19 protein-coding genes are annotated in these 20,833 nt (G+C 65.7%); 14 read left to right on the plus strand and 5 right to left on the minus strand.

Annotation, left to right across the window (positions count from 1 at the left end; translation table 11 throughout):
* The first annotated feature begins 63 nt into the window (after window positions 1-63).
* From AC1DV8_RS18010 to AC1DV8_RS18050, 9 genes are all read left to right on the plus strand, one after another.
* Window positions 64-1,113 (plus strand): sugar ABC transporter substrate-binding protein, encoded by a 1,050-nt coding sequence (locus tag AC1DV8_RS18010; RefSeq protein ID WP_477158386.1) that lies wholly within the window; start codon window positions 64-66, stop codon window positions 1,111-1,113.
* Window positions 1,114-1,191: 78 nt separating this feature from the next.
* A complete protein-coding gene (locus AC1DV8_RS18015) occupies window positions 1,192-2,181 on the plus strand; it encodes an ABC transporter permease (RefSeq protein ID WP_477158387.1) in 990 nt (329 codons plus the stop codon).
* Window positions 2,178-3,182, plus strand: a complete 1,005-nt coding sequence (locus tag AC1DV8_RS18020) for an ABC transporter permease (protein ID WP_477158388.1) — start codon at window positions 2,178-2,180, stop codon at window positions 3,180-3,182. The genes AC1DV8_RS18015 and AC1DV8_RS18020 overlap by 4 nt, the downstream gene beginning before the upstream one ends.
* A 35-nt stretch (window positions 3,183-3,217) precedes the next feature.
* Window positions 3,218-4,411: an enolase C-terminal domain-like protein gene (locus AC1DV8_RS18025; protein ID WP_477158389.1), complete on the plus strand. Its 1,194-nt coding sequence runs from the start codon at window positions 3,218-3,220 to the stop codon at window positions 4,409-4,411.
* Window positions 4,412-4,428: 17 nt separating this feature from the next.
* The gene (locus AC1DV8_RS18030) at window positions 4,429-5,217 is read left to right on the plus strand and encodes an IclR family transcriptional regulator (protein WP_477151924.1); all 789 of its coding nucleotides are present in this window, start codon (window positions 4,429-4,431) and stop codon (window positions 5,215-5,217) included.
* 11 nt (window positions 5,218-5,228) lie between these two features.
* A complete protein-coding gene (locus AC1DV8_RS18035; protein ID WP_477158390.1) occupies window positions 5,229-5,540 on the plus strand; it encodes an L-rhamnose mutarotase in 312 nt (103 codons plus the stop codon).
* A gap of 14 nt (window positions 5,541-5,554) precedes the next feature.
* A complete protein-coding gene (locus AC1DV8_RS18040) occupies window positions 5,555-6,463 on the plus strand; it encodes a dihydrodipicolinate synthase family protein (RefSeq protein WP_477158391.1) in 909 nt (302 codons plus the stop codon).
* Window position 6,464: 1 nt separating this feature from the next.
* Window positions 6,465-7,496 carry an aldo/keto reductase gene (locus tag AC1DV8_RS18045; protein WP_477158392.1) on the plus strand — a complete coding sequence of 344 codons (1,032 nt, stop codon included), beginning with the start codon at window positions 6,465-6,467 and terminating at the stop codon, window positions 7,494-7,496.
* A gap of 185 nt (window positions 7,497-7,681) precedes the next feature.
* Window positions 7,682-8,959 (plus strand): metal-dependent hydrolase family protein, encoded by a 1,278-nt coding sequence (locus tag AC1DV8_RS18050; RefSeq protein WP_477158451.1) that lies wholly within the window; start codon window positions 7,682-7,684, stop codon window positions 8,957-8,959.
* 12 nt (window positions 8,960-8,971) lie between these two features.
* On the opposite strand, the gene cydX is transcribed toward AC1DV8_RS18050, so the two are convergent.
* From cydX to AC1DV8_RS18065, 3 genes are read right to left on the minus strand one after another with little or no spacing between them, the layout of a single operon-like run.
* Window positions 8,972-9,106, minus strand: coding sequence for a cytochrome bd-I oxidase subunit CydX (gene cydX, locus AC1DV8_RS18055; RefSeq protein WP_477151919.1), 135 nt, complete (start codon window positions 9,104-9,106; stop codon window positions 8,972-8,974).
* Between the two features lie 12 nt (window positions 9,107-9,118).
* Window positions 9,119-10,267, minus strand: a complete 1,149-nt coding sequence (cydB, locus tag AC1DV8_RS18060; RefSeq protein ID WP_477158393.1) for a cytochrome d ubiquinol oxidase subunit II — start codon at window positions 10,265-10,267, stop codon at window positions 9,119-9,121.
* A gap of 11 nt (window positions 10,268-10,278) precedes the next feature.
* Window positions 10,279-11,853: a cytochrome ubiquinol oxidase subunit I gene (locus AC1DV8_RS18065; RefSeq protein WP_477158394.1), complete on the minus strand. Its 1,575-nt coding sequence runs from the start codon at window positions 11,851-11,853 to the stop codon at window positions 10,279-10,281.
* Window positions 11,854-11,994: 141 nt separating this feature from the next.
* Here AC1DV8_RS18065 and cydD point away from each other — a divergent pair, with 141 nt between their 5' ends.
* On the plus strand, window positions 11,995-13,734 hold the full coding sequence (gene cydD / locus AC1DV8_RS18070) for a thiol reductant ABC exporter subunit CydD (RefSeq protein ID WP_477158395.1): 1,740 nt from the start codon (window positions 11,995-11,997) through the stop codon (window positions 13,732-13,734).
* A complete protein-coding gene (gene cydC, locus AC1DV8_RS18075; RefSeq protein ID WP_477158396.1) occupies window positions 13,731-15,398 on the plus strand; it encodes a thiol reductant ABC exporter subunit CydC in 1,668 nt (555 codons plus the stop codon). Before cydD ends, cydC begins: the two co-directional genes overlap by 4 nt.
* Here the strand turns inward: cydC and AC1DV8_RS18080 are convergent.
* Window positions 15,395-15,541: a hypothetical protein gene (locus AC1DV8_RS18080; protein WP_477158397.1), complete on the minus strand. Its 147-nt coding sequence runs from the start codon at window positions 15,539-15,541 to the stop codon at window positions 15,395-15,397. The genes cydC and AC1DV8_RS18080 overlap by 4 nt on opposite strands.
* A gap of 327 nt (window positions 15,542-15,868) precedes the next feature.
* Here AC1DV8_RS18080 and AC1DV8_RS18085 point away from each other — a divergent pair, with 327 nt between their 5' ends.
* On the plus strand, window positions 15,869-16,735 hold the full coding sequence (locus AC1DV8_RS18085; RefSeq protein WP_477158398.1) for an NAD(P)-dependent oxidoreductase: 867 nt from the start codon (window positions 15,869-15,871) through the stop codon (window positions 16,733-16,735).
* 31 nt (window positions 16,736-16,766) lie between these two features.
* On the opposite strand, the gene AC1DV8_RS18090 is transcribed toward AC1DV8_RS18085, so the two are convergent.
* Window positions 16,767-17,258, minus strand: a complete 492-nt coding sequence (locus AC1DV8_RS18090; protein WP_477151912.1) for a hypothetical protein — start codon at window positions 17,256-17,258, stop codon at window positions 16,767-16,769.
* A 194-nt stretch (window positions 17,259-17,452) separates the two neighbouring features.
* On the opposite strand from AC1DV8_RS18090, the gene AC1DV8_RS18095 reads away from it, so the two are divergent.
* Together AC1DV8_RS18095 and AC1DV8_RS18100 are read left to right on the plus strand one after the other, a co-directional pair.
* A complete protein-coding gene (locus AC1DV8_RS18095; RefSeq protein WP_477151911.1) occupies window positions 17,453-18,190 on the plus strand; it encodes an ABC transporter ATP-binding protein in 738 nt (245 codons plus the stop codon).
* On the plus strand, window positions 18,190-20,736 hold the full coding sequence (locus AC1DV8_RS18100) for an ABC transporter permease (protein WP_477158399.1): 2,547 nt from the start codon (window positions 18,190-18,192) through the stop codon (window positions 20,734-20,736). The genes AC1DV8_RS18095 and AC1DV8_RS18100 overlap by 1 nt, the downstream gene beginning before the upstream one ends.
* The last annotated feature ends 97 nt before the right edge of the window (window positions 20,737-20,833 follow it).

The raw sequence follows: 20,833 nt of genomic DNA on the forward strand, positions 1-20,833 counted from the left end.
GCATCACGCCCGGGGCCGCAAACACGATCGCATTCCACGTTACCGCAAAGGGAGGAGACCATCTTGCGTAACTCAGCACGTGCATTCGCCATCATGGCGCTATCGATACCCGCGCTCATCGGCTTCGCCGGTGTCGCTCAAGCTCAGGACAAGTTCAAACTCGGCATGATGGTGGGTGGAAACACCTGCTGCGAGTGGATGAAGGCGCAGGGCGACGTCGCCCGGGCGCTGGCCGAGAAAATGGGCTGGGACTATGTCGAACTTTCCAACAACAATGATCCGGCCACGGCGCTGAAGAATGCCCAGATCATGGTGCAGGAAGGCGTCGACGCTGCCATCCAGTTCAACGGCCAGCCCTCGACCAACCCGGCCATCAGCGCCGTGATGAAGGCCGCCAATATCCCGATCGTCACCTACGACATCGCCGATCCCGGCATGTATTTCGTCGGCATCGACAACCTCGCGGCCGGCATTGCCGGCGGCGAGCAGCTCGGCAAGATCATGAAGGAAAAGTGGAACTGCGAACCCGACCTGGTGATCTCGTCCGAGGGTGCCGGCGCCGGCATCGTCAACGAATGGCGTACCGGCGGCATGCGCACCGGCGTCAAGAACATCTGCCCGGACATCCCGGCGGAAAAGTACATCTCGTTCGAGGGTAGCGGCGACGCCGCCGTCGCACTGCCGGCCGCCCGCGACCTGCTTGCTGCCAACCCCAATGCCGTGAAGATGGCCGTGGTCGGCATCAACGACGGCGGCGTGCTCGGCCTGATCAATGCCGCCGAGCAGCTTGGTCGTGCCGATGAAGTGATCGGCTGGGGCCAGGACGGCGCCTTCATCACCGGTGACAACGTCAACCCGCATCTTGCCGGTTCGGTGTTCTACTTCCTTGAAGGCTACGCCGTGTACGCCATCAAGGACGTGATCGGGCCGATCGCCGAAGGCAAGGAAGTTGCCCTCAAGGCCGATGCTGGCGATCCGGCATCGAAGGTCCAGCCGTGCCCGGTCTCGGCCGAGCAGGCCAAGGCCGTGCCGGACATGCCGGAACGCGTCGCGCAACTGCTCGCTGCTCCTGCCGGGACGACGGAATACGACCTGTTCTGCCCCAACAAGTAGGTTTGATCTGAGCGGCAGCCGGCGATCCCAGATTGCCGGCTGTTGCCTTGATCTGTCAGCCGCCCTCAGGAAGCGCCCATGTCCACGGACCAAGCCATCGATGCTACGCCCACCGCGACCCCGCTCGCGGTCCGCTTCCAGGGCTGGGGTACTGCGATCACGCTGGTGGCTGTGTGGGCGTTGCTGATCGCTGCCACCGGTATCTACCGGCCGGATTTCTTCGCACACCAGACCGTGCTCGCCATCGCCTTCACCATGTCGATCGTCGGCGTGCTGGCCATCGGCCAGGGCATTATCGGCATCTCGGGAGGCTTCATCGATCTGAGCCAGCCCGCTTGTCTTATCCTCACCAGCCTCATTGCCGTCCGCCTGTCGGAAGCCGGCCTGCCGCTACCACTGGTGTTTGTCGGCGCGGTGCTTGTCGGCATGGCATGGGGCGCGTTCAACGCTACCATCGTCGTTCTCGCCAAGCTCAACCCGGTGATCGTGACGCTGGCCACCAATTTTATCGGCCTCGCGGCGCTCTACCTCGTCTTCCAGCTCGCGCAGGTGCCCAACGGCAGCGAAATCTACCACATGGGCCGCGCCAGCTTCCTGGGCTTGCCGGTGATCTGGTGGCCAATGCTGGTGCTGATCATCATCGTCGGGTTCCTGATGCGCTACACCCGCTACGGGCGCCGCATCACCGCCGTTGGCGGCAACCGGTTCGCTGCGCAAGCGCGCGGCATCTCGCTGAAGAAAACCCGGTTCGCCACCTTCATGGCGGCCGGTGGCTTCGTCGGCTTCGCCGCGGTGCTGTTCGCCTCGGCGGCGGGCCCATTCAATCCCAGTTCCGCGAGCACCATGCAGCTCAACGTCATCGCCGCCGTCATCCTTGCCGGGATCTCGCTTGCCGGCGGGCGTGGCAGTTTCTGGATGCTGCTGCTCAGCGTCGGGTTCTTGTCCACCATCCCGACCTCGCTCGTCTTCTTCGGGCTCTCGTCCGATACCCAATCCATCTTCCAGGGCATTCTGCTGATGATCGCTGTGGCCATTGACGGCTATCGGGCGCGGAGGGGCACGCCATGACCGACACCGCCGCTGCAAGCCGCACGCTGCCCGCACACCTGCCGCACCACCCGATCCGCGACGCGCTGACCGGGTCGGTAGCGAGCATCGCCTTCACCTTCATCGCGGTGATCGCCGTCGGGCTGATCTGGATCGGGCCGAAGTTCGTCTCCTTCGGCAACGTCTCGATCATCGGCAGCTTCCTCATCGTGCCGCTGGTCGTCGGGGCGTTTTCGGGTTTTGCCCTGCTCGCCGGCGTGGTCGACCTGTCGATCGGCTCGATCGTCGGGATTTCGGCGGCGATTTTCGCCTGGCTCATCACCCATGGCTGGGGCATCTGGCCCGCCGCGGGTGCGACGCTCTCGATCTGCCTCGTGATCGGCGGCCTGAACGCACTGGCCGTCGTGCGGTTCGGCGCCGATCCGATCGCTGCGACGCTGGGCATGCTTACGGCACTGCGCGGCATCACCTGGGTGCTATGCGGCAACCAGCGCATGATCCCGGCCTTCGACATCGACTTCTTCACTCTGATCAACCAGCAGGTCTTCGGCCTGCCGCTGTTCTTCCTGCTTGCCATCGTGCTGACGCTGATCGCCGCGGTGGTCGTCACCAAGACGCGGGTCGGCCGCCACGTACAGGCGGTAGGCGGCGACGACCGCGCTGCAGCACGCGCCGGTATTTCGGTCAGGGGCGTGCGGACCGCGGCGCTGCTGCTCAGCGCTGTTGGTGGCGGGCTAGGCGGAATGATCTATGTCGGCCAGCTCGGCAGCGCCGCCGGTGCGACCGGTCTCGGCCTTGAGTTCCAGGTCTATGCCGCGCTGATGATCGGCGGCTACTCGATCCTGCGCGGCGGGGTCGGCAACCCGGTGGGCGGGGCGCTTGGCCTGCTCGCCGTGGCCGGGGTCGCCAACATTCTCGATCTGGGGCGCATCAGCCCGTACTACGTGAACATCATTGTCGGCCTGCTGCTGCTTGCCGCGGTCCTGCTCGACCGCCTGCGCGGCGGCGACGCCTACGAATAATAACCAGTTATCACTCGATCCAAGGATACTGTGCCGTGAAGATCTCGGACATCACCATCAAGTCGTTCCGCACCCATGCCGACCGCTGGGATGTCGGCCATGCATTGCCGCTGCCCAATACGCAGATGATGCAGACCGTGCTCACCATCCACACCGACGAAGGCGTGGTCGGGCACTATCTCGGCGGCGGCTCGCATGGCGACAACGAGGGCCTGAACGTCGTCGACCAGCAGCAGATCCTGTGGCGCATCAAGGACCTGCTCCTCGGGCAGGACCCGATGGATCGCGAGATGATCTGGAAGTGGATGTGGGTCGCCAACGTCCAGGAGAATGTCGCTTCGGTGATCGACAACGCGCTTTGGGATCTCGCAGGACGCTACACCAACCTGCCGGTTTACAAGCTGATGGGCGGCGCCGGGCGCGAGAAGGTGAAGGCCTACGCCTCGACCTACCCCAATATCGGCAAGCCGCACGTCTATGCCGAGCACGCGCTCGCCTGCAAAACCGAGGGCTACCAGGCCTACAAGATCCATCCGCATTACTTCTGGAACCCCGAGACCGGCACCCCGACGACCGGCCGCCCGTCCAACATCAAGGCCGATATCGAGACCTGCCACCTGGTGCGCGAGGCGGTGGGCCCGGACTACGTGCTGATGTTCGATCCGTGGGGCACCTACATGACCATGGAAGAGGCGATCCAGGTCGGCCGCGAACTGGAGAAGCTGAACTTCTACTGGTACGAGCACCCGATGCCGGAATACCGGACCGAGAGCTACGTGCGGCTTTCCCGCGAGCTGTCGATCCCGATCCTCTCGCCCGAGATCATTGCCGGTGGCGTGTTCTCGCGCGCCGAGTGGATCCTGCGCGGCGCCGGCGACATGAGCCGCATCGACGTGGTCCGCGGCGGCATTACCGGGGCGCGCAAGACCGCCATCGTCGCCGAGGCCTATGGGCTGCGCTGCGAAATGCACATGGCCGGCTGGGGCAACCTGCAGGTGATCGGCGCGACCTCGGAAGATACGTCCGAGTATTACGAGAAGGGCCTGCTGGCGCCGGGCGTCGATTACGACGCGCCGCATCCCTACCTCAAGAACACTGTCGATAAGATCGATTCCGAGGGCTTTGTGCACCTGCCGAAGGGCGCCGGCATGGGCTACGAAATCGAGTGGGACTATATCGACGACAATCTGATCGAACCCAACGCCACGACCAAGAAGACCCACTGGTAACGAGCTAGCGAGGCCGCATGTCGAGCATTACCCGGTCAGTCCAGGCCATGGATCTTCTTGCACGCAAGGGTCCGCTGGGAGTGCGCGCCGTCGCGCAGCAGCTGCAGCTGCCGCTCGGCTCGGTGCACCGGATGCTGCTCGATCTCGCCGAGGAGGGGGTGGTCGACCGCACCCCTTCCGGCGAGTGGGAGCTGTCATTCCGGCTGCTCGAGATCACCGGACTGCAGCTCGAGCGCATCGACCTGCCGCGGCTCTGCCGGCCCTTTGCCGAACAGATCGCCGAGGCGACCAGGGAGACGGTCAACGTCAACGCGCTGAGCGGCCTCTACGGAGTGTGTATCGACAAAGTACGCGGCAACGAGGGCATGCAGCTCGACCTGCGCATCGGCTCGCGTGGGCCGCTCAACTGCGGTGGTGCGGGGAAGGCGATGCTCTCATACATGCCCGAGGAACGGCGCGAGGAGGTCTACACCCATCCGCTGCCTGCGCTCACCAGCCACACCATCGTCGATGCCAACAAGCTGCGCGAGGAGATCGGGCGCATCCGCGACCGCTTCTATTCGATCGACGACCAGGAAGTGGTGATGGGCGTCTATTGCGTCGCCGTGCCGTTGCTCGACCGCACCGGCCACTCGGTGGGCGCGATGAGCGTCACCGGGCCTTCGGTGAAAAAGCCGGGCGGCGACAACGTTATGCCGATCGTCGCGCAGCTCTGGAACGCCTGCGAGCATGTGAGCCGCCGGCTTGGATATGCCGGTGAATGGCCGCCGGCCGCCGCTTCAGCGGCTGCCCGCCTCGCCGGCTAAGGAGAAGACTTGTGGTTCGCCTCGCCTGGATGATGAAGCTGAAGCCCGGCAACGAGGCGATCTACAAGCAGAAGCACGACGAGATCTGGCCCGAGATGCTCGCGGCCATGAAGCGCGATGGCGTGCGAACCTTCTCGATCTACCGCAACGGGCTCGACCTCTTCGCCTACATGGAGCGCGACAGCGAACCGGTTCCCGGCAAGCCGATCAGCGACCTCACCTGGCGCTGGTGGGAGATGATGGCGCCCTACATGGAAACCAATCCTGATTTCTCGCCGGTGCAACGCCCGGTCGAGGAAATGTTCAACTTCGAAAATCGCTGAAAGAGCTATTGTCCATGAGTTCGGCTGCCATCAGGGGCGTAGTGCCCATTCTCGTCACACCCTTTCTTCTCGATGGGTCGATCGACGAGGAGAGCCTTTCGCGCCTGATCGACTTCAACATCGTAGCGGGCGTGCATGGCCTTGGGGTGGCGCTGGGCAGCGAGGTGTTCAAGTTCAACGAGGCCGAGCGGGCGCAGATCACCCGCGCCACGATCGAGGCGGTGAATGGCCGGGTGCCGGTCATCATCAACTCGGGTGCCGCCGGCACCGACCTTGCGGTGTTCTACTCGAAGGCAGCGGAAGCGGCCGGGGCTGACGCGCTGATGGTGATCCCACCCTCGTTTATGCCGGTCAGCTCGGAGGAGATTTTCGACTACTACAAGGCGATCGATGCGGCTGTCGGTGTTCCGATCATCCTGCAGGACGTGCCGCAGGGGCCGATCTCGCCCGGACTGGCGCTCCGCATCGCCGACACCTGCAAGAACGTCAGATACATCAAGGTCGAAACCGTGCCGGTCACCGGCAAGGTGCAGGCCATGGCCGACGCGGTCGGCGATCGGCTGACCATTTTCGGTGGCGCCGGGGGCAGCTACTTCATCGAGGAATTGCGGCGCGGCGCCCACGGCACAATGCCGTTCTGCAGCCAGCCGGCCGATTTTGTCGCGGTGTGGGACGCCTTCAAGAAGGGCGACGAAGCCACGGCGCGCGTGCACTTCGATGCGACGATCATGGCGGTGAACCGGCTCGGCAACCAGGGCGGCGACATCTTCTACGCCATCCACAAGCAACTGCTGGTGCGCCGCGGCATCATCCGCCACGCACTGGTCCGCAGCCCGACCACGGCAATCGACCCGATCACACAGCGCGAGATCGACGAGTTGCTCGCGACCATCGTGCCGACGCCGGTCGCCTTCGGGGGCTGAGATGGACCCGTTCAAGCTGCGCCCGCTCGGCCGGACCAATCTCGAGCTGCCGCAGCTCGGGTTCGGTGGCGCAGCCTTCGGCAACATCTTCAACGTGATCCCGGATAGCCAGGCCGATGCCACCATGGACGCGGCCTGGGAGGCGGGTGTGCGCTTCTACGATACCTCGCCCTGGTACGGCCGCGGGCTCAGCGAACACCGCACCGGGCGCGGGCTGTATCTCCGTCCACCGGGTGAGGCGATCGTTTCGACCAAGGTCGGCCGGGTGTTGTTCGCGCCCGACGATGTCGCGGCTTTCGAGGTCAGCGAGCGGAGCTGGCCCAACGGGCTGAAATTCGAGCACCGGCACGACTACACCTATGCCGGGGTGATGCGCAGCTACGAGGACAGTCTGCAGCGGCTGCGGCTCAACCGCGTCGATCTGCTGGTCATTCACGACCTCGACCTCGCCAATCTCGGCTCCGAGGAGCTGGTGGCAAAGCACCTCGACGAGCTCGATGCCGGCGGCGGTATGCGTGCGTTAAGCGGGCTGAAGGCGGCGGGGCTGATCAAGGCGATTGGCGCGGGGGTCAACCGCATGGGCACCATCCCGCGCTTCCTCGAACGCTTCGATCTCGATTTCTTCCTCGTGGCGTTGCCCTACACGCTCGCCGAACAGCCGGTGCTGGATACCGAGTTTCCGCTTTGCGAGGCGCGCGGCGTCGGTGTGATCATCGGTGGTGTCTTCGCCTCCGGGATCCTCGCCACCGGCCCGGTGCCTGGCGCTCGTTACAACTACCAGATCGCCAATGAGGAACAACTGGCCCGCATCGGCCGCGTGCAGGCGGTGTGCGAGCGGCATGACGTGCCGCTGGCCGCTGCCGCGCTGCAGTTCACCCTGCATCATCCGATCGTCGCCTCGGTGATCCCGGGCGGGTTCCATCCGGATCACCCACGCCGCAATGTCGAGAGCATGCGCGTGCCGGTGCCCGACCAGCTCTGGGCAGAGCTGAAGCACGAGGGCCTGTTGCGCCCCGATGCGCCGACGCCGTAGCTGCGCTCGCCTGCAATCAGCAGAAAAATTGAGTCAACATCTCTGGCAATGGTCTGATATGTAGTTAATGTCGATCGATGCACGTTGGATCACACATTGCGCATGTGGAGATGAAGATGTTCAAGAGGGTATCGATATCTATCGTCTGCGGAATTGCATTTGAAATTGCGACAACATTGCTGACGATGCCGGCAATGGCACAAGTCGCCAGCGCCACATTGTACGAAAACGTACGAATATTTGACGGAACAGGCGACGCGTTGACAGAGCCCAGCAATGTGCTGGTCCGCGACGGCGTTATCGAAACCATCTCCGCCGATGCGATAACCGCCGACGACGCCACGGTGATCGACGGCGATGGCCGAGTGCTGATGCCGGGCCTGATCGACGCGCACTGGCACGCGATGCTCGTCCGGTCGACGCCCGAGGAAGGTCTTAACAACGACTCCGGCTACACCACCCTGCAGGCCGCCGCGGAGGCCGAGGCGACACTGATGCGCGGCTTCACCACGGTGCGCGACATGGGCGGCTACAGTTTTTCGCTGAAGCGCGCCATCGATGAGGGGCTCGTCGCAGGTCCCCGGATCTATCCCTCAGGCGCCATCATCAGCGTCACCAGCGGCCACGGCGATTTCCGCCAGCTGCACGAACTGCCGCGCCGGCCCGGCGAATTGAGCCGGATGGAAGAGCTCGGCATGGCGATGATCGCCGACAGCCCCGATGAAGTGCGGATGCGGGCACGTGAGCAGTTGATGCTGGGTGCCTCGCAGATCAAGCTGACGGCGGGAGGTGGCGTCGCTTCACCCTTCAGCCCCCTCGACGTCTCGACCTTCACCAGCGAGGAACTACGCGCCGCAGTGGAGGCGGCGGAGAACTGGGGCACTTACGTGGCGGTGCATGCCTACACGTCCGAAGCGATCGAGCGCAGCCTGGCAGCCGGCGTAAAGGTCATTGAGCACGGCCATCTGATGAATGAAGCCGACGCGAAGGCGATGGCCGAAAAGGGCGTCTGGCTCTCGACCCAGCCGTTCGATTCGAGTTTCGAGGAGGGCACCCCGCTTTCCGATGAGAGCCGCCGGCAGCTCCGCCAGGTGATCAGCGGTACCGATCGCATCTATGGCTGGGCCAAGAAGTATGGGATCAAGACCGCCTTCGGCACCGATGTCCTGTTCTCGCCCGCCATGGCGCAGATGCAGGGGCACATCCTGACGCTGCTCACCAACTGGTACACCCCGGCCGAAGCGCTGGCGATGGCCACCGGCACCAACGGCGAACTGCTGCAGCTGACCGGCCTCCGCAACCCCTATCCGGGCAAGCTCGGCGTCGTCGAGGAAGGCGCGCTGGCCGATTTGCTGCTGGTCGATGGCGATCCGCTCGAGAACATCCAGCTGGTGGCCGATCCCACCAACTTCGTGGTGATCATGAAGGCCGGCAAGATCTACAAGAACACTCTCGCGCCCTAGCCGGCCTTTCCGTCAGGTGGCCGGACGCGTGTCGTCCGGCTTCGCCTTGGCGTTGTTCGCGTCCTCGCGGAACTCGAACCACATGGCGTTGAGGATGCCAAAGCTGCAGGCGAGGCCGACGCCGAGGATCCAGGAAAAATACCACATCGGAGGGGCTCTCTAATAAGCGTTGGGGTTGCGGCCGAAGCTCTGCGTCGTCACCGGCCCGCGCATCACCCGGTAGACCCAGCCGGTGTAGGCGAGAATGATCGGCAGGAAGACGATGGTGGCGCATAGCATGACGAAGAGCGTCAGCTGGCTCGACGACGCATCCCACACCGTGAGGCTCGATTCCGGATCGAGCGACGAAGGCAGCAGGAACGGGAACAGTGTCAGTCCAGCCGTGACGATGATGCCGGTGACCGCGGCGCTGGAGCCGAGGATGCTCACGAGTCCAGCGCGGGCACTGAGCCCCCACCAGGCGACAAAGCTGCCGAGCAGCGCCAGGATCGGCGCTACCGCCATCCACGGCATCGCCGCATAGTTGCCTCGCCAGGCGCCGGGCTCGATCACCACGTCCTTGCCGAGCGGGTTCGACGGGGCGAACGGCTCCGGCGCACTGGCGAGGCGGAAGCCATCCATCCCGTACATGGCGTAGAGCCCGCCGAGGACGAACAGCACGATGGTGGCCAGAGCCGCCCAGCGGCCATAGCGGCGGGCCCGCGCCGCGATCTCGCCCTCGGTGCGGCCGGCAATGACGGTGGCGCCCTGGGTCACGATCATCGCGAGGCTGGTCAGCCCGGCCAGCAGTGCGAACGGCGTGAGGAGGCCGAAGAAGTTGCCCGAATAGGTAATGCGCAGGGTGGCATCGACCTGGAACGGCACGCCGATCAGCACGTTGCCGACCGCGACCCCCAGCACCACCGATGGCACGAAGCCGCCGATAAACAGCGCAGTATCCCACACGGCGCGCCAGCGCGGATTGCTGACCTTGCCGCGGAACTTGAAGCCGACCGGCCTCAGGATGAGCGCCAGGAGGATGACGATCATGGCAATGTAGAAGCCGGAAAAGCTCACTGCATAGAGCGGCGGCCAGGCGGCGAAGATCGCGCCGCCGCCAAGGATCAGCCACACCTGGTTGCCCTCCCAGGTGGGGCCGACGAGGTTGATCAGGACGCGGCGCTCTTCATCGGTGCGGGCGACGAAAGGCAGCAGTGTGCCGACGCCGAGATCGCGGCCGCCCATGATGGCAAAGCCGATGAGGAGGATGCCGAGTAGCGCCCACCACAGGATGCGCAGCGTCTCGTAGTCGAGAGGAATAGTGCTCATCTTGCTGCTCCTTACTTGGCGGGAATGACGGTGGCCGTTTCGACCGGCTCGACCGACTGATCGAAGTTCAGCTTGTCGGATGGGCCATGCTGGATGGTGCGCACCATCAGCCAGATCATGACGACGAGCAGCGCGGTGTAGAGCACCATGAAGAAGCCCAGCGAGATGACGAGGTCCGAGAAGTGGAGGCCCGAGGCGGCGTAGAAGGTTGGCAACACGCCCTCCACCACCCATGGCTGTCGCCCGTACTCGGCGATGAACCAGCCCGACTCGATGGCGATCCACGGCAGCGGCAGCACGGCCACCGTGATCCACAAAAGCCAGCGCGGCTTCTCGATCCGGTTGGTCGAGGCCTTCCAGAACCACAGCGCGAAGAACGCGATGAAGAAGAACCCGGCCCCCACCATAATGCGGAAGCTCCAGAATAGCGGCCAGACGTCGGGTACGGTGTCGAGCGCCGTCTTTGCGATCTCCTCGCCGGTGGCGTTCTCGACATCCGGGCGGTACTTCTTGACCAGTAGCGCATAGCCGAGATCGGCCTTGCGCTCGTCGAAGATCGCCCGCGCCGCCGCGTCATTGGGGTCGGCCTGGATCGCGTTCAGCGCCTTGTAGCCCTCGATGCCGCTGGCGATGCGCAGCGCCGCGTGCTCGGTCAGCTCGGTAATCCCCGGCAGGTCGCGATCGAGCGAACGGGTGGTGATGAGGCCGAGCACCCACGGGAACTGCACCTCGAAGGCAGGCCGTCCGTCGCTGCCTGGAATGGCGAACAGGGTGAGCGCGGCCGGGGCCGGCTCGGTCTCGTACATCGCCTCCATCGCGGCGATCTTCATCTTCTGGTGCTCGGTCGCGACATAGCCCGACTCGTCGCCGAGGACGACCACCGACAGCGCCGAGGCGAGGCCGAAGCTGGCGGCGACCACCATCGAGCGCTTGGCCAATTCAACGTGCTTGCCGCTGAGGAGGAAGATGGCGCTGACGGCGAGCACGAAGATCGAGCCGCAGACATAGCCGGCCGAGACAGTGTGGACGAACTTCGCCTGCGCCACCGAGTTGAACAGCACGGCCATGAAGTCGGTGACTTCCATGCGCATGGTATCGGGGTTGAAGGCCGCGCCCACCGGGTTCTGCATCCAGCCATTGGCGATCAAAATCCACAGTGCCGAGAAGTTTGCGCCCAGCGCCACCAGCCAGGTGACGGCGAGGTGGGTCACCGGCTTCAGCCGGTCCCAGCCGAAGAAGAACAGCCCGACCAGCGTCGCCTCGAGGAAGAAGGCCATCAGCCCTTCCATGGCGAGCGGCGCGCCGAACACGTCGCCGACATAGTGGCTGTAGTAGCTCCAGTTCATCCCGAACTGGAATTCCATCACGATGCCGGTGGCGACGCCCATCGCGAAGTTGATGCCGAACAACACGCCCCAGAACAGTGTCGCCTTGCGCCAGACGACCCGCCCGGTCATCACGTAGACGCTCTCCATGATGGCCATGATGAAGGAAAGGCCGAGGGTGAGTGGTACGAACAGAAAGTGGTACATCGCTGTCGCAGCGAACTGGATGCGCGACAGATCGACGACGATGGGATCGACCATGGGGAATGCCTCGTGTTGTCCGGCTGTCGCCGGCATGCTTGCCGCAATAGCTGCATTCGCGTCGCATCGCGTTGATCCAGATCAACGCAACGCCGCGCTACTATTACTTATGCTAGGAGACCTTCTCCAGACGGAAGCTTGATGGAAGATAAGGCTCAAATTGCCGCACAGGGTCGCTGGCTGAACCGCCTCGCGGCCGTCGACAGGCCGTTGCTTGCGGCGGTCCTCGGCTTGCCGCTGCTCGCCGGTGCCTTGTTGGTGGCGCAGGCCCTGGTGCTGGCGGCGCTGCTGCATCGGGCCATCGTCGAGGGGGCAGGGCTGGCGACGCTGATCCCGCAGGTGCTGCTGCTCGCGACGATCCTCATGATCCGCATCGGGCTCGGCACGGTTGGCGAAATGGCGGCCGTGCAGTTCGGCGAAGCGATCAAGCAGCGGTTGCGCGCCGGGTTGGTGTCGGATTTGCTGCGCCGCTCGCCGACCTGGACCGCGTCGAAAAGTTCTGGCGCGCTGTCGAGCACCGTCCTGGAGCAGGTCGAGGCGCTGGATGGCTATTTCACCCGCTACCTGCCGGCCATGGTACAGGCGGCGATCCTGCCGATTGCCTTCGCCGCCATCGCCTTCTCGGTCGATTGGATCGTCGGGTTGCTGTTCCTGATTTCGGCGCCACTGATCCCGGTGTTCATGGCGCTGGCCGGCTGGGGTGCCGAAGCGGCGAGCCGTTCGCAGGCGAGTGCCCTGAACCGGTTGAGCGGCCGCTTCGCCGACCGGCTGCGCGGGCTGGTGACGCTGAAACTGTTCGGGCAGGACGAGGCGGAGACGGCGCGGGTGCGGCTGGCGTCGGAAGAGCTGCGGGTCCGCACCATGCGGGTGATGCGGATCGCATTCCTCAGCTCGGCGGTGCTCGAGTTCTTCGCCGCGCTCGGGGTCGCCGGCGTGGCGCTGTACGTCGGCCTCACCTTCCTCGATCTGGTGACCGTGCGCGGCACCGAACTCACCCTGCAGGCCGGGTTGTTCTGCCTGCTGATGGCGCCCGAGGTATACCAGCCGCTACGCCTCCTCGCCGCCCACTACCACGACCGCGCCTCGGCCAGGGCGGCCGCCGCCGCGATCGAGCAGGAGTTCGATGCATTGCCGGAGGTGGCGCCGCCGGCCGTTGACGCAACTCCGGCGATTGGATCGAGCGGGGCGGCGACGCTCGAACTCAGTGGCGTGACGATTGCCGATCCCGGCGGCCGGCCAGTGATCGAAGCGGCCGATCTCCTGCTCGAGCCAGGCGCGCAAATCGCCATCCTCGGCGCCAGCGGCATCGGCAAATCGACCCTGCTCGAAGCCATCGCCGGGTTGCGTGAGTTCACCGGCGATATCCGCATCGACCTCCACCCACTCGCCGACGTCGCCGAGCCCGACCTGCGCAGGCGCGTCGCCATGCTCGGCCAGCGCCCGCGCCTGTTTGCCGGCGGCATAGCCGACAATATCCGGCTCGGCCGCCGCGATGCTGACCACGCGGCGGTCCGGCTGGCTGCGCAGCAGGCGCGCGTAGCCGATTTCGCCGATGCACTGCCCGAAGGATTGGCGACGCGGCTGGGCGAGGACGGACTTGGGCTGTCCGGCGGCGAGATCCAGCGCATCGCGCTGGCGCGCATCTATCTCCGTGACCCCGGCCTGGTGCTGCTCGATGAACCGACCGCCCATCTCGATGCCGCAACCGAGGCGCTGGTGCTCGATGGGCTCGCGGAGTTCGCGGCAGGTCGCACGCTGATCGTCGCCACCCACTCGCATGCCGTCGCCGCGCGCATGGACAAGGTGTTCCGCATCGCCGGCGGCAAGCTGCTCCCTGCGCCCAAACCGGTGGTCGCCCACCGCACTGCGGGGGCGGCATGAAAGCCATTCTCGCCTTCGCCCCGCTATTCGCCCGGCTGAAGAGGCCGATGCTACTGACCCTGCTGCTGTCGCTGCTGACGCTTGCAGCGGGCATCGGGCTATTGGGATTGTCGGGCTGGTTCCTCACCGCGGCGGCACTCAGCACCCTGGGCTCGGCCTTCAACATCTTCGCCCCGTCGGCAGGGGTGCGTGGCCTCTCGTTCATCCGCATCCTGTCGCGCTACGGCGAAAAGCTGAGCGGCCACGACATGACGTTGCGGCTGCTCTCCGATCTCAGGGCATGGCTGTTCGCAAGACTGTTCCCGCTGGTGCCGCTGGGCCGCCGCTTCGGCCGCGGCGATCTCGTCAGCCGGTTGCTGGCCGATGTCGAAGCGCTCGATACGCTGTTCCTCGTCGCGCTCGGTCCCATCAGCACCGCCGTGCTGGCCGGGCTGGCGATGACCGTCGTCCTCGCCTGGCTGCTGCCCGGCGCGGCGGTGGTCTATGCGCTGCTGTTCTTCGCAGCTGTGCTGTTGGTACCGGTCGGCCTGGTGCTGGCCTCGCGAGCTGTCGGCGCCGAGGTGGTTGCTGCTGGTGCAGCGCTGCGGCGGTTGGTGCTCGACGGTATCGATGGCCACCAGGACCTCGCGCTGTTCGGCGCGCGCGGCGAGGCGATTGCGAGCTCGGGGCAGGCGGCTGATCGATTGTCCGGCGCGCGACGTCGCCTCGGGCTACACGCGGCAATTGCCGCGGCGCTGGTGCAGCTATTGGCCGGCGCCGCGTTGATTGGCACCTTGGTCGCCGGCTTCGGCGCCCTTGAGGCGCAGCAGATCGGCGGCCCGCTGCTGGCCGGCTTGCTGCTCGCTATCATTGCCAGCTTCGAAGCCTCGGCCTTGCTGGTGCGCAGCGCCACCCGTCTCGCCGGCGCGGCTGCCGCCGCCGATCGGCTGCAGGCCATCGCCACCAGCGCACCGGCGATCACCGAGCCCGCGACGCCCCTGCCGATTCCGCCGGGCGGATCGGTGCAATTCGAAGCCGTCCGTTTCGGCTACGACCCAACCCGCCCGATCGTTGACGACCTGAGCTTCTCCATCCGCACGGGCGAGTGTGTGGCGATCGCCGGCCCAAGCGGCGCGGGCAAGTCCACCATCGCGCAACTGCTGCTCCGCCTCGCCGATCCCGATGCCGGCACCGTCCGCTTCAACGGCACCGACCTCCGCGATCTGGCGGGGGCCGACCTGCGCAAGCGCATCGCGCTGATGACGCAGGATGCGCCTGTCTTCCTCGACACCATCGGCGCCAACCTCCGCATCGGCCGCGACACCGCCGGCGATGCGGAACTCTGGCACGTGCTCGAGGCCGTGCACCTCGCCGATTTCGTCCGCACCCTGCCGGCGCAACTCGATGCCGTCGTTGACGAGGCCGGCCGCACCTTGTCGGCCGGGCAGGCGCGCCGCATCTGCCTTGCCCGCACCCTGCTGTCAGAAGCCGATGTCGTGGTCTTCGACGAGCCGACTAGCGGCCTCGATTTCGAAACCGAGTCCGCCTTCCTTACCGAACTGCCCGTGCTGACCCGCGGCCGCGCCGCCATCGTCATTACCCACGCCGCGGTGCCCCCAAGCTTCACGCGCGTGCTGGACCTGCGCGCCGGCAAGCTGTCCGAACGCCGTCACGCGGCGGTCTAGCCGCAGCGCACCCGGAGCGAGGCGAGATCGTCCACCTCGATGGTGCGGTTGTTGGTGATGCCGATCGTCCCGAGCTGGCGCAGCTTGGTCAGCTGCCGCGATACTGTCTCAACGCGGCGCGGCCGTGGTGAGGTTTGTCGCACGCGGCAATCAGTCCCGGGGGCCAGGTTTGGCGTACCACAACACCCAGGCCAGCGTGCCCATCAGCAGGCTGAAGGCGATGATCACGGCGGTAACGACGATGATGGCTTCGGGCGGCATTTGGCGGTCCTTGCTTGAAGGGGCCAAGGCCATCATGCGCAACGACGGATCGCTTTGATCCAGATCAAAAGTTCCGCCGCTTCCGTCACTTAGCCGGCGCGTGTCGATAACCGACTATCGGACCGGTTGAATGTCCGGCGCCAATTGCAGATGGTGCGGCAGCGCTCGCCTCGGCGCCACACTCAGCAGACAGCAAGGACGGACGACAAATGGTGAAAGCAGCATTCCTCGGGCTCGGCGTGATGGGCTATCCGATGGCGCGCCATTTGCAGGCCAAGGGGCACGAGGTCACCGTTTACAACCGCACCACCGCCAAGGCCGAAAAGTGGGTTTCGGAGCATGGCGGGAACCTCGCGAAAACGCCCGCCGAGGCCGCTGAGGGCCAGGACATCGTGTTCGCCTGCGTCGGCAACGACAATGACCTGCGCGAAGTGACGCTGGGCGACAACGGCGCGTTCAAGAGCCTCAAAGAGGGCGCCATCTTCGTCGATCACACCACCGCGTCCGCCGGCATCGCGCGCGAACTGCACGCTGCCGCTACCGCAGCCGGCTTCAGCTTTCTCGATGCCCCGGTATCAGGTGGCCAGGCCGGCGCCGAGAACGGTCAGCTCACCGTGATGGTGGGCGGCGACCAGCCGGTTTTCGACGCAGCGCAGCCCACCATCATGAGCTTTGCCAAGGCAGCCCGGTTGCTTGGGCCGCCCGGCGCCGGCCAGCTCGCCAAGATGATGAACCAGATCTGCATTGCCGGCGTAGTGCAGGGCCTCGCCGAGGCCATCCATTTCGGCAAGCAGTCGGGCATGGATATCGAGGCGGTGATCGACGTGATCTCGAAGGGCGCGGCGCAGTCCTGGCAGATGGAAAACCGCTACAAGACCATGAATGCCGGCAAGTTCGATTTCGGCTTCGCCGTCGACTGGATGCGCAAGGACCTCGGCATCGTGCTCGAGGAAGCCCGCGCCAATGGTGCCAAGCTCCCTCTGACGGCGCTCGTCGATCAGTTCTACGCCGAAGTGCAGGCAATGGGCGGCAAGCGCTGGGATACCTCGAGCCTGCTCGCCCGGCTCGAGCGCTGAGCGCGCTCGAGTCCTGTCGCGTCGTGTCGGATTACCGGGCGAACGGCACCGAGGCAGTGAGGACCTGGCCGGAATCGTTGAACTCGACCTCGAAGTCGACGGTGATGGAGCCGCCGTTCAGCAGGATGCGCGAACCGATGCGGACATCGTTTCCGCCGCGATCCTTCTGCTTTTCGCGCAGGTCGAAACTGACCGTGTCGCCAGCGATGCGCCCAACGGCAACGCCGGTAAAGCCGGCGTTCGAGCTCATCGCTGCCTGGTAGCGCTGGGCCTTGTCGTCGTAGGCAATCGTGCCGCTGACTGACAGCGTCATGTCGACCAGGCTGCAACGGCCGGCGTAGTTGATCTTGTTCAGGTTACCCTTCGATATGCCAAGCCGGCACTTGAACGGTTCAGGGTTCTGGCCCCCGACCAGCGCTCCCGTGCCCTTCCAGTCGCCGACATAGGACTCCAGCAGTTCTACCGGCCCGGCCAACGCCGGCCCCGTCAGGGCCATTGCCGCCACGGCTACGGCTGCTTGCAAATGCCGTCTCATCTTCACACGCCCTCCATCGGCGCACCGCGTCCCCAAGAACACCGAAATCTGTAAGCGACCGGGTATTCAGCTCGGTTCCATTTTGACTTGCCCGCCCGGCGATGCCAGAGATCATGCCGCGGACCGAAATAAGCAAGATCGGCCGCACATTGTTTTGCTTTGGCCCCTACCGCAAGTCCCAAATGGCACTGATCCAAGACCACAACGCCAGCCCGCTCCCTTCGGCAGCACAGCCGATAGTTGACGCTTCCGGCGTGAACTACACTTTGGAGGTCGCCTCACGCCCGCTGCACATTCTTCGCAATGTCGGGCTTCGGGTCGAAGCCTCTGAAGTTGCAGCGATTGTTGGGCCTTCAGGCAGCGGCAAAACCTCGCTTCTGATGCTGCTGGCGGGGCTCGAGCGGGCCACCTCCGGCAAGGTGGTCGTCGCCGGACAGGATCTTTCCTTACTGACCGAAGATGAACTGGCGGTGTTTCGGCGCAACACTTTGGGAATTGTTTTCCAGAGCTTCCATTTGATCCCCTCGCTGACCGCCTTGGACAATGTTGGCCTCGCCCTCGAGATCGCCTCGCCCGACCTGCCATTGGCCCAGGTGCGCGAGGCTGCGGCTGCGGCGCTGGCCGCCGTCGGCCTCGGCGATCGGCTCGATCACCGGCCTGCCGCGCTCTCGGGCGGCGAGCAGCAGCGCGTCGGGCTGGCCCGCGCCATGATCGCCAAGCCGCGCCTGTTGCTGGCCGACGAGCCGACCGGCAATCTCGACCAGCAGACCGGTGCCGTCGTGGTCGACCTGATGTTCGACCTAGCCCGCCGCCAGGGCACAGCGGTGGTCCTCATCACCCACGATCCGTCGCTCGCGGCGCGCGCCGACCGGGTGTTCACCATGACCCAGGGCGACCTGGTCGAGACGGTCCGCGCCTGATGCGAGCCCTGCTGGCAGCCATCCGCATCGGCCTGCTCGATATGCGCGGCGACATGCGCCGCTTCGGCTTGTTGATCATCTGCCTCGCCGTCGGCACGGCGCTGATCTCCGGCGTCAGCTCGGTCGGCGCCAGCATCCGCCAGGCAGTCGAGGAGAACGCCGCGGTGCTGATGGGCGGCGATGTCGAGTTGTCCCGCGCCGACCGGCAGGCGACCCCCGAGGAGCTCGCGCTGATCTCGGGCTTCGGCAAGGTCTCCAGTGTCATCGACACCAACGTGCGCGCCGAAGTCGGGGACGCGGACGCCTTTGTCGATCTGATCTCCGTCGGCGACAGCTACCCGCTGCTCGGCGCTGTCGGCAGCGCGCAATTGCCGGCAGGTGAAACCCCGTTCGATTTCCTCGCCTACCGCGACGGCATGTTTGGCGCGCTGGTCAATCCGCTGATGCTCGATCAGCTAAGCATCTCCATCGGCGACACGCTGCAGATCGGCGGCACCGATTTCCAGGCCCGCGGCGTGCTGGCCAGCCTGCCCGATGCCGCAGTGCGCGGCTTCCGCCTCGGCCTCCCCGCCGTCATCACCACCGACGCCCTTGCCATCCTCTCCGATCGCACCTCGCCGCTACCCGGCCTCGGCACCTTCTTCCGCTACAAGGTGCTGCTCACCGAAGGCGATGCCGATTCCGGCAAGGCTGCGCTCGAAGCCGCGCTCGCCGACCCCAGCTGGACCGTGCGTTCCGCCCGCGAAGGTCTGGGCCCGATGGTGCGCTATTACGACCTGTTCATGCGCTTCCTGGTCATCGTCGGCCTCGCTTCGCTGCTGATCGGCGGCGTCAGCGTCTGGACCAGCATCTCGGCTTATGTCGCCGAACGCGCCAATGTCATCGCGGTGCTGCGCAGCATGGGCTCCGGCAAGGCACGCATCTTCATCCATTTCTTCGCCCAGATCGCCGCCCTGGCCGCCATCGGGGTCGGCATCGGCCTCGTGATCGGCGCCGGCACCGCGCTCCTCGCGCTGCCGATCATCGGCGGCGCCGTCGGAGTGCATCTGGCGCCAACCCTGCATGTACAGCCGCTGCTGGTCGCCGCGGGCGTCGGCCTCATCACTGCCTTTGCCTTCTCTTACTTGCCGCTGCAGCAGGCGCAGACCATCAGCCCGGTGACGCTGTTCCGCTCCAAGGGCCTCGCCGCCCCGCCGATCGAGTGGGGCAAGCTGCTGCTCTCCGCGCGCATCCTGCCGCTGCTGTTCGCCGGCGCGCTGTTCCTGTGGCTCGCGATCGTCATGACCGACGACCCGATGCTGGTCGCCGCCTTCGGCATCGTCAGCATCCTGTCGGTGCTGCTGTTCCAGCTCGGCATCGTTGTCGCCCGCTACGCGCTGCACCGCCTGCCCGAGCCCCGCAACCGGGTGCTGCGCTACGCCCTGCGCAATATCGCGACCACCGGCAACAACGCCTCCTCCGTCGTCGTCTCGGTCGGGCTGGCGCTTGCCATGCTGGTGGTCGTGCTGGTGCTGCAGGTGAACCTCCGCAACGAATATCTCGGTGCCTCGGTGTTCGATGCGCCCACCCTCGTCGCCTCCGACCTCTTCCCCGACGAAGTCGAAACCCTGCAGGCCATGGAAGACTCCGGCGGCGACGTCACCGCCTTCTCCGCCACCCCGATGCTGCGCGGCGCCCTCGGCGCGTTGAACGACAAGCCGGCGGCCCTGCTGCAGCCGCGCGGACCCGAAGCCTCGTTCCTGCTCTCGGGCGAAATCCCGCTGACCTACCGCCAGCACCTCCCGACCACCTCCAAACTCGTGGCCGGCCAGTGGTGGGCCAACGACTACCAGGGCCCGCCGCTGGTTTCGCTGCACCAGAGCCTCCGCTCCGGGCTGGGCGTCAATCTCGGCGACAAGCTGTCCTTCCAGATCTTCGGCGAAACCATCACCGCGGAAGTCGCGAACTTCCGTGACTATTCCTGGCAGGGCGGCATCGATTTCCTCGCCACCTTCTCGCCCGGCGTGCTCGAGGCCTACCCCTCGACCCTGCTCGGCGCCGTCACCGCCGCCCCCGGCCGCGAAGAGGCGGTGGAGCGCATGCTCGCCACCACGCTCCCCGATGTCCGCTTCATCGCTATCGGCGCCACCCTCGAGCAGATCACCCGGGCCCTGGGCCAGCTGTCGCTCGCGGCCTCATTGGTCGGCGGCCTCGCCGTCGGCAACGGCCTGCTCGTCCTGATCGGCAGCCTCGCCACCGGACGCCGGCAGCGCCAGGCCGATGCCGTGATCACCAAGGTGCTCGGCGCCAAGCGCTTCGACGTGCTCGTCGTTTCCGTGCTGCACTACGTGCTGCTGGCCGCCTTCGCGGCCTTGCTGGCGACGCCGCTCGGCATCGCCCTCGCCTGGATCCTTACCATGGTGCTGCTCGACGTCGATTTCGCGCTCGACGCCGCAACGCTGGCCGCCGTCGACCTCGGCGCCATCGTCATCACCGGTTTCCTCGGCGCCACTACCATTATCGGCGTGCTGTCCGCCCGCTCGGCCGGTTTCCTGCGCGAGCCGTAAGCTCCCGCCCCGCAAGCGTTTCCTACTCGAAGCGAACATATCCGCGGCGAACGCTGAGGTACGTGTTGCAGCGGAAGGAAAACTGTTCAATGTTGCA

The organism is Devosia sp. P3_B2 (assembly GCF_056402875.1).